12 protein-coding genes are annotated in these 13,227 nt (G+C 39.5%); 2 read left to right on the top strand and 10 right to left on the bottom strand.

Features of this window, described 5'->3' with window-relative positions; genetic code table 11:
* Positions 1–2: 2 nt before the first annotated feature.
* The 9 genes from FEDK69T_RS04140 to aspS all read right to left on the bottom strand — a co-directional run bounded on the left by FEDK69T_RS04140 (position 3) and on the right by aspS (position 8,122).
* Entirely contained in the window at positions 3–1,034 is a 1,032-nt protein-coding gene (locus tag FEDK69T_RS04140) for a 2Fe-2S iron-sulfur cluster-binding protein (RefSeq protein ID WP_023572891.1), read from the bottom strand.
* Positions 1,035–1,086: 52 nt separating this feature from the next.
* Positions 1,087–2,439, bottom strand: coding sequence for an NADH-quinone oxidoreductase subunit NuoF (gene nuoF, locus FEDK69T_RS04145; RefSeq protein WP_023572892.1), 1,353 nt, complete (start codon positions 2,437–2,439; stop codon positions 1,087–1,089).
* A gap of 4 nt (positions 2,440–2,443) precedes the next feature.
* On the bottom strand, positions 2,444–2,974 hold the full coding sequence (locus tag FEDK69T_RS04150) for an NADH-quinone oxidoreductase subunit NuoE family protein (protein ID WP_023572893.1): 531 nt from the start codon (positions 2,972–2,974) through the stop codon (positions 2,444–2,446).
* A 5-nt stretch (positions 2,975–2,979) separates the two neighbouring features.
* Positions 2,980–4,215, bottom strand: coding sequence for an NADH-quinone oxidoreductase subunit D (locus FEDK69T_RS04155; protein WP_023572894.1), 1,236 nt, complete (start codon positions 4,213–4,215; stop codon positions 2,980–2,982).
* 24 nt (positions 4,216–4,239) lie between these two features.
* Positions 4,240–4,761, bottom strand: coding sequence for an NADH-quinone oxidoreductase subunit C (locus tag FEDK69T_RS04160; protein WP_023572895.1), 522 nt, complete (start codon positions 4,759–4,761; stop codon positions 4,240–4,242).
* A gap of 1 nt (position 4,762) precedes the next feature.
* Positions 4,763–5,314, bottom strand: a complete 552-nt coding sequence (locus FEDK69T_RS04165; RefSeq protein ID WP_023572896.1) for an NADH-quinone oxidoreductase subunit B — start codon at positions 5,312–5,314, stop codon at positions 4,763–4,765.
* Between the two features lie 84 nt (positions 5,315–5,398).
* Positions 5,399–5,764: an NADH-quinone oxidoreductase subunit A gene (locus tag FEDK69T_RS04170; protein ID WP_023572897.1), complete on the bottom strand. Its 366-nt coding sequence runs from the start codon at positions 5,762–5,764 to the stop codon at positions 5,399–5,401.
* A gap of 233 nt (positions 5,765–5,997) precedes the next feature.
* The gene (locus tag FEDK69T_RS04175) at positions 5,998–6,198 is read right to left on the bottom strand and encodes a cold-shock protein (protein ID WP_023572898.1); all 201 of its coding nucleotides are present in this window, start codon (positions 6,196–6,198) and stop codon (positions 5,998–6,000) included.
* Between the two features lie 169 nt (positions 6,199–6,367).
* A complete protein-coding gene (gene aspS / locus FEDK69T_RS04180; RefSeq protein WP_023572899.1) occupies positions 6,368–8,122 on the bottom strand; it encodes an aspartate--tRNA ligase in 1,755 nt (584 codons plus the stop codon).
* A gap of 210 nt (positions 8,123–8,332) precedes the next feature.
* On the opposite strand from aspS, the gene FEDK69T_RS04185 reads away from it, so the two are divergent.
* Both FEDK69T_RS04185 and FEDK69T_RS04190 read left to right on the top strand, forming a co-directional pair.
* Entirely contained in the window at positions 8,333–8,680 is a 348-nt protein-coding gene (locus FEDK69T_RS04185) for a toxin-antitoxin system YwqK family antitoxin (RefSeq protein ID WP_023572900.1), read from the top strand.
* Positions 8,681–8,877: 197 nt separating this feature from the next.
* Positions 8,878–9,870 carry a TlpA family protein disulfide reductase gene (locus tag FEDK69T_RS04190; RefSeq protein WP_023572901.1) on the top strand — a complete coding sequence of 331 codons (993 nt, stop codon included), beginning with the start codon at positions 8,878–8,880 and terminating at the stop codon, positions 9,868–9,870.
* Between the two features lie 171 nt (positions 9,871–10,041).
* Here FEDK69T_RS04190 and FEDK69T_RS04195 read toward each other — a convergent pair whose 3' ends face one another.
* On the bottom strand, positions 10,042–13,218 hold the full coding sequence (locus FEDK69T_RS04195) for an efflux RND transporter permease subunit (protein ID WP_023572902.1): 3,177 nt from the start codon (positions 13,216–13,218) through the stop codon (positions 10,042–10,044).
* Positions 13,219–13,227 lie beyond the last annotated feature (9 nt).

A 13,227-nucleotide genomic window follows, 5' to 3' on the forward strand; every position in this document is an offset into this window, starting at 1 on the left:
CCTTATGAATTAGAATTACCGTTAGTATTATTTAAAGGAACTTTGACCATACTGATTTTTTTCTGGTCCTCTTTACGGCCAAGCAAAATCTGATCTTCCGTTTTGATTTCCACTTTTGGCGCGTTCAGAGCGTATTTGTTTCTGTTGATGACAGAGAATTTCTCGAATTTACGAGGCCCTTCGATTACCCAGTCTTTCACGTCTTTTTTGTCGAAACGGCAAGTGTTGCAAATGAAGTCTTCCACTTCATGGTACTCGTCTTTACGTGCGGTTACACGTTGGATTTCATCACCAAACATCCAAACGGTTGTTTTTCCACAGCATTTATCGCAGTTTCTGTGTGCGTTGTAAGGTTTGTTGAACCAAACTCTTGATTTGAATCGGAAAGTCTTGTCGGTTAAAGCACCTACCGGGCATACATCGATCATATTTCCGGAGAATTCGTTGTCGATAGCATTGGTAATGTACGTTGAAATCTGAGCGTGATCACCTCGGTTCATTACCCCGTGAACACGTCCATCGCACAGCTGATCTGCCACCTGAACACAACGCTGGCACAAAATGCAACGGTTCATGTGCAGTTGAATATGCTCACCGATATCTTCCGGTTCAAAAGTTCTTTTTTCTTCGATGAATCGCGTTTGTGATTTTCCGTGCTGGAAACTCAGGTTCTGTAAATCGCATTCTCCAGCCTGATCACAAACCGGGCAATCCAATGGGTGGTTGATTAACAAAAATTCGGTAACCGATTTTCTTGCTTCTTCCACTCTTGGTGATGCAGAACTGTTAACTTCCATACCGTCCATACATCCTGTAACACATGATGCAACTAATTTTGGCATAGGTCTTGGGTCGGCGTCGCTTCCTTTGGAAACTTCAACCAAACAGCAACGGCATTTTCCGCCACTGCCTTTTAGTTTCGAGTAGTAACACATGGCTGGCGGCACTACCTCGCCTCCAATCATTCGAGCAGCCTGCAGGATGGTGGTTCCTGGTTCTACGTCTATTTCTTGACCGTCTATAGTAACTTTCATAACTATTTTGTTTGTTGTTGAAGATTTTGGGGCTTCAACACTTATAATAACTTTAAACTAAGTTTCTTACTTTTTCAAAAGGTTCGTTCACAAAGTGATCTCTGTTTTTTATTCTTTCAGGGAAACGAATATGGTATTCGAATTCTTCCCTGAAGTGGCGGATAGCTGCTGCTACCGGCCATGAAGCGGCGTCACCAAGCGGACAGATTGTGTTCCCTTCGATTTTGCTCTGAATGTCCCAAAGCAAATCTATGTCTTCCATTCTTCCGTGCCCGTGCTCGATTCTGTGTAACACTTTTTCCAACCATCCTGTTCCTTCGCGGCATGGCGTACATTGACCGCAAGATTCGTGATGATAGAAACGGGAGAAATTCCAAGTATTTCTAACGATACAAGTTGTGTCGTTGTAAACGATGAACCCTCCTGAACCTAGCATTGATCCTGTTGCAAAACCACCGTCGCTTAGCGATTCGTATGTCATCAAACGGTCTTCGCCTGCAGCGGTTTTGTAAATAAGATTCGCCGGTAAAATTGGCACCGATGAACCTCCTGGAACCAAAGCTTTCAATGGTCTGTCATTCATCATTCCGCCTAAATATTCGTCGGAGTTCATAAATTCTTCCACGGACAATCCTAATTCAATTTCGTATACACCAGGATTTTTGATATGACCTGAAGCTGAAATCAATTTAGTTCCGGTAGAACGTCCGATTCCGATTTTAGCATATTCTTCGCCTGAATTCATTACAATCCAAGGCACTGCTGAAATCGATTCCACATTGTTTACCACTGTAGGATTGGTCCATAAACCACTTACAGCCGGGAAAGGCGGTTTGATTCTTGGATTTCCTCTTTTTCCTTCCAGTGATTCGATTAAGGCCGTTTCCTCACCGCAGATATATGCTCCTGCACCACAGTGCACATGCAAATCAAGGGAGAAATCGGTTCCTAAAATATTTTTACCCAACCATCCCGCAGCATAAGCTTCTTTGATGGCTCTTTCAAGGATTTTATAGACCCACATGTATTCGCCACGGATGTAGATGTACGACAAATTAGCGCCCAAGGCATAACTTGAAGTAATCATTCCTTCAATCAATAAGTGCGGAATGTATTCCATTAAATAACGATCCTTGAACGTTCCCGGCTCGGATTCGTCGGCATTGCAAACCAAATGTCTTGGCTTGCCTGATTTTTTATCAATAAAACTCCACTTCAGTCCCATCGGGAAACCTGCACCGCCACGTCCGCGAAGACCTGATGTTTTTACTTCCTCGGTAACTTCGTCCGGAGTTAATGTTTTCAATGCTTTTTCCACAGAAGCATAGCCACCGTTAGCGCGATATACTTCATAGGTTTTGATACCCGGAATATTTATCTTGTCTAATAATATCTTTGTTCCCATGGTATTATTTATCGTGTAAAGTTATTTTGCCGGCTCTGCAGTCGGTAATGATTTCATCGATTTTTTCTTTCGTAAGGTGTTCTTTGTAGAAGTCACCCAACTGCATCATCGGAGCATAGCCACAAGCGCCTAAACATTCCACACCAACAACGGTAAACATTCCGTCAACGGTTGTTTCACCTTCTTTGATACCAAGTTTCTGACAGGTATAATCCATCATGTCTTCGGCACCGCGAATCATACAGCAAGAAGTGCGGCAGAATTCGAACATGTATTTCCCGATTGGTTTTTGGTTGAACATGGTATAAAAAGTAACCACTTCAAAAACTTCTATAGGCTGTATGTTTAAAATCTCGGCGATTTTTATTTGCAAATCCTGGCTTAACCAGTTATCATGAGCATCCTGTACTTCATGAAGCACCGGCAATAAAGCCGATTTTCTTTTATCTTCCGGATAGTGGCTGGTCAACTCATTGATGCGCGCCATCAATTCCGGAGTAATGTTTATTTCCTGTTTGTAGGTGTATTTTTCCATAATCATTATGCGTCTAATTCTCCGGCAATTACGTTCAAACTCGAAAGGGTTGCAATTGCGTCGGACAACATCTGACCTTTAACCATTTCGTTAAATGCCTGATAATATATAAAGCAAGGTCTTCTGAAATGTAAACGGTATGGGGTACGGCTTCCGTCAGTAATTAAGTAGAAACCTAATTCTCCGTTTCCTCCTTCTACTGCGTGGTAAACTTCGGTTAGCGGTACCGGTACTTCTCCCATTACAATTTTAAAGTGGTAAATCAACGATTCCATTGTAGTATACACATCTTCTTTTGGAGGAAGATAGTAATCAGGTACATCCGCATGATAAGGTCCCTCCGGCATTTTTGCCAAAGCTTGTCTGATGATGCTTAAACTTTCCCAAACTTCCTGGTTACGAACGCAGAAGCGGTCATATGTATCTCCCGATTTTCCAACCGGAATATTAAAGTCGAAATCTTCATAAGAAGAATATGGCTGCATCGCACGAACATCATAGTCTATACCGGCTGCACGAAGGTTCGGGCCAGTAAATCCGTAGCTGATGGCTTTTTCCGCTGAAATGGCACCCACATTAATCGTACGGTCCATGAAGATACGGTTACGTGTCAGTAAGTTTTCGAATTGTTCCCAGATAGGAGGGAATTCTTCCATGAATTTATCCAGTTTCGCCCACGCGGTAGGGCTCCAGTCTCTTTCAAAACCACCGATACGGCCCATGTTGGTTGTCAAACGGGCTCCGCAAATTTCTTCATAGATTTCGTATATTTTTTCGCGGTACTGGAATACATATAAGAATCCTGTCAAGGCCCCTGTATCCACACCTAAAACCGAGTTACAGATAATGTGATCGGCAATACGTGCCAATTCCATTACGATAACACGCATGTATTGTACGCGTTTCGGAACTTCAACGCCCAATGCTTTTTCCAACGTCATCCACCAACCCATATTGTTAATCGGAGAAGAACAATAGTTCAGACGATCGGTTAATACGTTGATTTGGTAAAATGGTCTGTTTTCGGCAATTTTTTCGAAAGCTCTATGGATATAGCCAACTGTGCCTTCGCCGTCCACGATGCGTTCTCCATCCATCAGAAGAATGTTTTGGAAAATACCGTGCGTAGCAGGGTGTGTAGGTCCTAAATTCAGTATAGAAAGCTCGCTGCCATCCTCATTTCTTCTTTGGTTGATGATGTTGGCATAGCGTTTTTCCGGTGGTAATAATAGGTCTGACATTTTTAATTGTATTTCAGGGTTCTATTAGCGGTTTTGTGTTGTTCTTCCGAAGAAGCGGTCGTCTTTGTCGGTTCTTCCTCCATCTTCCAATGGGAATTCTTTTCGCAATGGGAAAGAAGTCATTTCATCCATGTTCAAAATTCTTTTTAACTGTGGATGTCCTTTGAAGATGATTCCGTAGAAATCATAGGTTTCCCTTTCCTGCCAGTTAGCGCTAAGGAATAAGTCGGTTACCGTGTCGATTTCAGGATTTTCTGCGTTCAGGTAACATTTGATTCGGATGCGAACATTGTCTATCCAATTGTGCATATGATACACTACGGCAAATTGGCGGTTTACTTCATAGTCAGGGTAGTGTATACCACAAACATCAGTAAGGAAGTTAAAACGTAGTGTTGGGTCTTCTTTAAGATAACGCATTACTTCTACGATGGAATCAGGCGTTACTTCAAAAGTGAAAATATCGTGGATTTGAACGAAATCGGACACTTGTAATCCGAATTTTTCAATTAGTTTGTTTTGTATAACCGAGGTTTCTAAGGCCATTTTATTTGATGTTATAAGAACCTAATAAATCGTTGTATTCTTCAGAACTTCTTCTTCTTACGGATTCGTTTTTCACGATCTCCTGTAGTTTCATGATACCATCAAGGATTTGTTCTGGCCTTGGAGGACATCCTGGAACGTAAACGTCTACCGGAATTACTTTGTCAATCCCTTGAAGTACGGAATACGAGTCAAAAACACCGCCGGAACAAGCACAGGCACCTACTGCGATAACCCATTTTGGTTCAGACATTTGTTCGTATACTTCACGTAAAATCGGAGCCATTTTTTTAGCAATGGTACCCATAACCAAAAGCATATCGGCCTGACGCGGAGAGAAACTCATACGCTCTGATCCGAAACGCGCTACGTCATAGTGCGATGCCATAGTGGCCATGAATTCAATTCCGCAGCAAGAAGTGGCAAAAGGTAAAGGCCAAAGGGAATTCGCTCTGGCAAGTCCTACCACATCACTTAGTTTGGTAGCAAAAAAACCTTCTCCAGCATATCCTTCCGGAGGGGCTACCGTTGTATATTTTGATGAATCGCTCATTTTAACTTTTTTAAATTTTAACTTTTGAATGCTGAGTCAGATTGTTTGTGATTTAAATCAACATTCAATATTTAGACAGGATTGTTATTCCCACTCTAAACCTTTTTTCTTGATAACATAGTAAAAACCGATTACCAAGAGTGTCATGAAAATTCCCATTTTAAACAGTCCTTCAAGACCCATTTCCCTGAAGTTTACTGCCCAAGGGTACATGAATATTACTTCGACATCGAAAAGCACGAAAAGAATGGCAACCAAGAAGTATTTTACCGAGAAAGGAATTCTGGCATTACCTACAGACTCGATACCGCACTCAAAGGTTTTATCCTTGTTCTTAGAATGTCTTTTCGGTCCTAAAAAGCCGGAAATTATGATTGTTGTTACCACAAATCCCACGGCCAAAAGTAATTGCATCGCAATAGGAATGTAATCAATTTGGTTTGTTTGCATGACTTAATCTCTTTTTTTTGAAAGAATCCACAAATATACATTCCTAAACTTTAAACGCAACGTAATTTTTTAATGATTTTGGCGTTATAATAGCTATAAATGTAAAACATATTTAGACTAATTACAAATAATTAACTTGCTCTTATGCGGATATTTCTGAATTTTCTGAATAAAAAAAACCGCTCCAATTGGAGCGGTTTAACCCTTCATTCGGTAATCAAAAAATAATATAATTAGTTTTCGATAACTGCTACTTCAGCAGCTACTTTACCTTTTCTTCCTTCTTCCTCTACGTAAGAAACTCTTACACCTTCAGCAAGTCCTTCGCTTTGAAGTCCTGTAGCATGAACGAAGATGTCTTTACCTGTTTCATCGTCTGTAATGAATCCATAACCTTTAGATTCAATAAAGAATTTTACTTTACCTGTTCGCATTCTGTAAAAAAAAATAATTAATAATATTCCAAAGATAAACTTTTTTATGGAGCAAACAAGTTTTTTATAAAATATTTTTAAAAAAACTGTTTAAGTGTTGAGAAATTCAGATGAAAGTTATCTGAATGTTAAATAATTAAAAAAAAACGACCCGAAGGTCGTCTTTTGTCTATTGTTTTAAGTCAAGTTTTATGGATAATTCACCCATTTGCTTGTCATCTATGTGGGAAGGTGCATCAATCATAACGTCTCTTCCGGAGTTGTTTTTAGGGAAGGCAATGAAATCCCTGATGGTTTCCTGTCCGCCCAAGATTGCTACCAATCGGTCCAGACCAAACGCTAAACCTCCATGAGGCGGTGCGCCGAACTGGAAAGCATCCATTAAGAATCCGAACTGGTTTTTTGCTTCTTCTTCGGTGAAACCTAAATATTTGAACATTAATTGTTGCGTCTCTTTATCGTGGATACGAATGGAACCTCCTCCGATTTCGTTTCCGTTTAAAACCATGTCGTAGGCATTAGCGCGTACTTTACCAGGCTCGGTAGCTAATAATTCGATGTCTTCCGGTTTTGGAGACGTGAACGGGTGATGCATCGCGTGATAACGTCCGCTTTCTTCATCGAATTCCAACAATGGGAAATCAACAACCCATAGAGGTGCGAATTCATCTGATTTACGTAAACCTAAACGTGTAGCTACTTCCATACGAAGCGCACTTAATTGTGCTCTGGTTTTGTTCGCCGGTCCGGACAACACGAAAATAATGTCGCCTTGTTTTGCTCCGGTAGCTTCTGCCCATTTCTTCAAATCGTCCTGATCGTAGAATTTATCCACGGATGATTTAAGACTTCCGTCGGCTTCACATTTACAGTATACCATTCCCGAAGCGCCAACCTGAGGTCGTTTTACCCAGTCGATCAAAGCATCTATTTCTTTTCTCGTATAAGAAGCTCCTCCCGGAACAGCAATTCCGACTACTAATTCTGCCGAATTGAATACGCCGAAATCTTTATGTTGTGCCACGGCGTTTAATTCGCCAAACTCCATTCCGAAACGGATATCCGGTTTGTCGTTACCGTAGGTTTTCATGGCATGGTCATAGGTCATTCTCGGGAATTTATCTACTTCGATACCTTTTATTTCTTTTAATAAATGTCTTGTAAGTCCTTCGAACATATTCAAAATATCCTCTTGTCCTACAAAAGCCATTTCACAGTCGATTTGCGTAAATTCCGGCTGGCGGTCTGCACGTAAATCCTCATCGCGGAAACATTTTACGATTTGGAAGTATTTGTCCATGCCACCTACCATCAACAATTGTTTGAAGGTTTGCGGTGATTGTGGTAAGGCATAAAACTGTCCTGGATTCATACGAGAAGGCACTACGAAATCACGTGCTCCTTCCGGCGTCGATTTAATCAAATAAGGTGTTTCTACTTCGCAGAAATCCTGAGCCGAAAGATAATTGCGTACTTCCTGCGCTACTTTATGACGGAATAACAAACTGTTTTTAACCGGATTTCTTCGGATATCCAAATAGCGGTATTTCATACGGATGTCTTCACCGCCGTCGGTTTCATCTTCGATAGTGAAAGGAGGAGTAATCGCTTCGTTTAAAACCGTTAATTCCGAAACCAGGATTTCAATATCACCGGTCGGCATGTTCGGGTTTTTCGACTCACGTTCGATAACTGTTCCTTTAACCTGAATTACAAATTCACGTCCCAATGTTTTAGCCAATTCAAAAACGGTTTTGTCAGTGCGGCTTTCGTCGAAAATTAATTGGGTGATTCCGTAACGATCACGAAGGTCAACCCAAATCATGAATCCTTTGTCTCTTGATTTTTGAACCCAGCCCGCAAGCGTTACTTCGGTATTTATATTGGAAGCATTTAAAGCCCCGCAATTATGACTTCTGTACATTTTTTTAAAATTTGATGCAAATTTAAGTTTTTTTTTGACTTTGAAACTTGGCTTTTCAATATTAGGAGCAAATTTAATTATGTAGGATTTTACTTTATTGTGTTAAGTTTCGTTTCAATGTTTCCAAATTGTTATCTAAAAGTTTCTTTAATGTAAAATATGTCGTAAATTAGTGTAATATTTTAGCTAACCTATTAAAATACAGATACTATGAGAAAGACTTTATTCGTGGGATTGTTACTGATGGCAGGAGTGGTTTCCGCTCAGAAAATTGAGCCAAAATATGAGGTTATGGGGAAACAGGTGAAAGCGACCTATTATTATGATAACGGTCAGATAAAACAGGAAGGGTTTTACAAAGACGGGAAACTGAATGGAAAATGGATAGCTTATAACGAAGATGGTTCCAAACAATCGATGGGAGAATATGCAAAAGGTGTGAAAACCGGGAAATGGTTCTTTTGGAATAACGCCACACTGGCAGAAGTTGATTACAACCAGAGTAAGATCGTTGAGATAAAAAAATGGACTAAAGACGCGATAGTAAACAGGAATTAACCACGGTCTGCTTTCGAGAAAAGGTTATACCTGTTTATAAAGACGGATTCAATACCAGCGTCTTTGAGGGGGAATGGCTGTTACAGAGTAGTGACAGCCATTCTTGTTTTTAGTCGGAAAAATAAATTCACAAACAAAAGTTAAATCTTACAAATAAATAATATATTTGATTTTTCAATCAAAAAAATTATAACATAATGAAGAAATTTTTTCTAACAGTAACTACTTTGCTGCTAACTGCTACAGCCATCGCACAAAATAAGGAATATGTTACTTTTTCTGCAACTATTGCAAACGGTCCTAATGAAGCTACAATTACTTCGAGAGGAAAATTGATTAAAAATATCAGTGGAAAAAATGGTGTTTTTAAGGATACTCTAAGAGTGAAAGAAGGTATGTATGAATTGCATATAGGTGAGGAGTATACCGATTTGTACCTAAAAAATGGCTATGATTTAAAAATGAAGATGGATGTTAATCAGTTTGATGAATCCGTAGTTTATGAAGGAATCGGGGCTCCGGAAAATAATTTTTTAGCCAAACAGATTTTATTGGATGAAAAACTTGATTTCAATGGATTGATGGCTTCCAATGAAGCAGATTTCAATGCAAAATACAATGAAATCCTAAAAAATAATATGTCTCGTTTGGACGATAAAAGTCTTTCGCCTTCTTTCGTAGCACTTCAAAAAAAGCAAATGGAGATGAAATACGGCCAGTTAAAAACGATTTACGATCAAAGAGTAAAAGTTGGGAAAATGAACAACACTATGGCGCCTTCCTTTGATTATGTTAACTACAAAGGAGGAAAGTCAAAGCTGGAAGATTTTAGAGGAAAGTTTGTATACATCGATCTTTGGGCTACCTGGTGCGGACCTTGTCGTGCAGAAATTCCTTTTTTAAAGGATGTTGAAAAAAAGTACCATGGTAAAAATATTGTTTTCATGAGTATTTCCATAGATAAACAGACTGATGTGGAAAAATGGAAAAAAATGGTTAAAGAAAAAGAATTAGGTGGTGTACAGCTTTTCGCAGACAATGACTGGAATTCAAAATTTGTGCAGGATTTTAAAGTAACCGGAATTCCAAGATTTATTTTAATTGATCCGAATGGGAAAGTGGTAAACGCCGATGCCCCAAGACCTTCTTCTCCGGAATTAGCTTCTGTTTTTGATAAGTTATTGAACTAAACGAAAGAAGTTTTAAAACGATGAATGGCTGTTACAGATTAGTAACAGCCATTTTTGTTTATGGGTGTTCCTGCAATTTGGATGTTATTACGGATTATTTAGGTATCCGAAGGGCAAAATAAAACCCGCTGCAACACTGCAGCGGGTTCTGTAACAACTTAAATTTAAAGATTACATTTCGTGTTTCGGGTTGAAACCGTCTTCACTTAATTCTTTATGGACATAATCGGCTACCATTTCAGCTTCATAATCAATTTTTTCTCCTTTAGAGAATTTGGCAACTATTTTCTCCATGATTTCATAAATCACTGGAACGATAATCAGGGTAAGGAATAATGAGGATATTAATCCACCGATGATTACCCATGCCAAACCATTTTTCCATTCCGCACCAGCTCCAGATGCTAATGCAATTGGGAACATACCAAAAACCATGGCAATAGTAGTCATTAAGATCGGACGCAAACGAGCGTGGTTGGCCTGTATTAATGCCGTACGGATTGTTTCGCCGGCTGCACGACGCTGGTTGGTATAATCCACCAACATAATCGCGTTTTTACACACCAAACCAATAAGCATGATTATACCCAAAATGGTAAATATGTTCAAACTATTGTTGGTTAATCCTAGGGCTAATAATGCTCCGATGAAAGAAAGCGGAATGGCGAATAATACCACAAACGGGTGGACAAAGCTATCATACAAACTTACCATTACAAGATAAACCAAAATAATAGCTGCCAATAATGCAATTCCCAAAGTACCGAAACCTTCGTCCTGGTTTTCCTGCTGGCCTCCCCAAATATAATTTACCCCATTTGGTTTTTTAAGTTTCTCTAATTTCGTTTTCCATTCGTTAACAATGGTACCTGCGGGAACTCCAACATTTTGCCCTTGAACGGTAACCGAAGCGGTTTTATCTCTTCGCTCTAACTGGCTTGGCCCTGAGCCTTCGGAAATTGCAGCAAATTGAGATAATTTGATTTGTTGTCCCGCACTGTTTACGAAAATCAAATTGCTTACATCTTCAACACTTTTTCGGTTAAAGGCATCGTATTTAATGTTGATGTCGTATTCATATTCACCAGCTCTGAACTTTCCGTCTGTATTTCCGCTGAAGGCAGTCTGCATTGTCATACCTACAGTTTGTAAAGTAAGACCTAAAGCGGCCATTTTATCACGATCAACCTGTACGTTTACCTCTGGGTTACCTTCTTCAACCGTTAATTTGATTTCAGTGGTTCCGGCTATGGTGCGTAATTGTGCTTCGGCTTGTTTGGCAAATGCCATTGCTGTTTTAACATCCGGTCCGGTTACAATTAAAGCAAGTGAAGCATCTTCGGCAGTTCCTAAAATACCTACCGGCACCGTTTTTACTTTAGCCCCGACTAAAACTTTTTCCAGTTTACGTTTGATTTTTGCGGCATATACCGAAGCATCATCGGTTCTTAATGACTGATCAATCATTTTAACATCGATTTCAGCTTTATAAGCTGTAGCCTGAGTTCCTGCAAATCCTTCCGAAGTCTGTCCGATAATGGTAAACTGACTTTCAACATATTGTTCTTTTTTCAAAAAGGCTTCTGCTTTTTGAGTCATGAAGTTGGTTTGTTCCAGGGAAGCATCTTTTGGCATCTCAATCTGAACTAAAAATTCCCCACTATCCGAACTGGCAAAAAACTCTCCTCCGATAAATCCTCCGCCAAAGAGCCCGAAAATAGTACCGAAAAACAAGACCAAAACAACTAAAATTGTTTTGATGTAATGATCCAGACACCAATTTAACAAGTCTGTAACCCAATTAGTAAAACGAGTTAGATATCTTTCGAAGCCTAAAATGATTTTTCCAAATAAGTTTTTACCTTCAATGTGTTCCAATCTACCAAAACGTGAAGACAACCACGGAATAATGGTGAAAGAAGCTAATAATGATAACATAGTTGAAATCATTACCGTAACACAAAACTGTGTAATAATGTCTGAAACTAATCCGGAACTCATGGATATTGGTAAAAATACTACCACAATTACTAAGGTGATAGAAGTTACCGTACCTCCAATTTCGGCTGTTCCGTCAAATGAAGCACGGATTCGGCTTTTGCCCATTTCCATATGCCTGTAGATGTTTTCCAGAACCACGATGGCATCATCAACCAAGATACCTACAACAAGAGATAGTCCCAACAAACTCATTAGGTTCAAGGTGTATCCCATCAAATATATACCGATGAAAGTCGCAATTAACGAGGCTGGGATAGATACCATTACAATAAGCGAGTTACGGATACTGTGCAGGAAAAATAGCATCACAAAAGCAACAAGAATAACTGCAAAAAATAAATCGTGAATTACGGAATCCGCTGCATCTAATGTATAAACCGTACTGTCTTTGGCTATTTCTAAAGTAAGATTGTTTGCGGCGTATTCCTTTTGCAGTTTGTCAAGAGATACTTTTAAATGTTCACTTACAGCAACTGCATTCGCATCCGATTGTTTTACAATTTGAAGAATGATGGCGCTTTTTTGATCTACCCTGGAAATTTTTTCGGCTAATTTTTGAGAATCCTGAACGTCGGCAATATCTCTCAAACGGATGTCTATTCCGTTTTGAGAAGAAACTACCAGGTTTCTTAATTCTTCAACATTTTTGTATTTTCCAGCTAAACGAATTAATATTTTTTGATTTCTGGTTTGGATGTTTCCTGTTGGGAAATCAAGATTCGAAGCCAGGATAATTTGTTGTACTTGTGGCACTGAGATACCATAACCCTGCATTTTCAGAGCGTCTAAATTCACCTGAATTTCACGTTCCTGACCACCGATAATGTTAACCTGAGCCACACCTGGCACACGGGATAATACCGGCGCTACTTTTTTATCAATTAAATCATAGAAGGCAGCTTCGTCCATTTTAGCATTGGCTCCTACCGTCATAATTGGTAAGTCACTAAATGAGAACTTGCTCAACGCGGGTGTTTTAGCATCCTCTGGTAAATCACTGATCAAAGCGTTTACTTTACGTTGTGCGTCGTTCATCGCAACATCAATGTTGGCCTCAGTGGTTAAAGTAATCGATACTACTGATAAACTTTCGTATGATTTAGAGTCAATTTTCTTAATGTTTTCCAAAGAGGCAATTCCGTCTTCAATCTTCTTGGTCACCGTATTTTCTATCTCACTTGGAGAAGCTCCCGGATATACGGTAGAAATTGTAATAACGTTTGATTCGAACTTCGGGATCAATTCATAGCCTAATTGGCTATAGGTGAAAAGTCCTCCTAATGTTAGTATCGTGAACAATACGATTACCAACGAAGGACGTTTGATGGATATTTCGGCTAGTTTCATATTAGTTTT

It is taken from the genome of Flavobacterium enshiense DK69 (assembly GCF_000498495.1).
Taxonomy (GTDB): domain Bacteria; phylum Bacteroidota; class Bacteroidia; order Flavobacteriales; family Flavobacteriaceae; genus Flavobacterium; species Flavobacterium enshiense.

Coding starts and splice junctions, on each gene's coding strand:
- FEDK69T_RS04140 (WP_023572891.1), bottom strand. CDS start 1,034: ATGAAAGTTACTATAGACGGTCAAGAAATAGACGTAGAACCAGGAACC.
- nuoF (WP_023572892.1), bottom strand. CDS start 2,439: ATGGGAACAAAGATATTATTAGACAAGATAAATATTCCGGGTATCAAA.
- FEDK69T_RS04150 (WP_023572893.1), bottom strand. CDS start 2,974: ATGGAAAAATACACCTACAAACAGGAAATAAACATTACTCCGGAATTG.
- FEDK69T_RS04155 (WP_023572894.1), bottom strand. CDS start 4,215: ATGTCAGACCTATTATTACCACCGGAAAAACGCTATGCCAACATCATC.
- FEDK69T_RS04160 (WP_023572895.1), bottom strand. CDS start 4,761: ATGGCCTTAGAAACCTCGGTTATACAAAACAAACTAATTGAAAAATTC.
- FEDK69T_RS04165 (WP_023572896.1), bottom strand. CDS start 5,314: ATGAGCGATTCATCAAAATATACAACGGTAGCCCCTCCGGAAGGATAT.
- FEDK69T_RS04170 (WP_023572897.1), bottom strand. CDS start 5,764: ATGCAAACAAACCAAATTGATTACATTCCTATTGCGATGCAATTACTT.
- FEDK69T_RS04175 (WP_023572898.1), bottom strand. CDS start 6,198: ATGCGAACAGGTAAAGTAAAATTCTTTATTGAATCTAAAGGTTATGGA.
- aspS (WP_023572899.1), bottom strand. CDS start 8,122: ATGTACAGAAGTCATAATTGCGGGGCTTTAAATGCTTCCAATATAAAT.
- FEDK69T_RS04185 (WP_023572900.1), top strand. CDS start 8,333: ATGAGAAAGACTTTATTCGTGGGATTGTTACTGATGGCAGGAGTGGTT.
- FEDK69T_RS04190 (WP_023572901.1), top strand. CDS start 8,878: ATGAAGAAATTTTTTCTAACAGTAACTACTTTGCTGCTAACTGCTACA.
- FEDK69T_RS04195 (WP_023572902.1), bottom strand. CDS start 13,218: ATGAAACTAGCCGAAATATCCATCAAACGTCCTTCGTTGGTAATCGTA.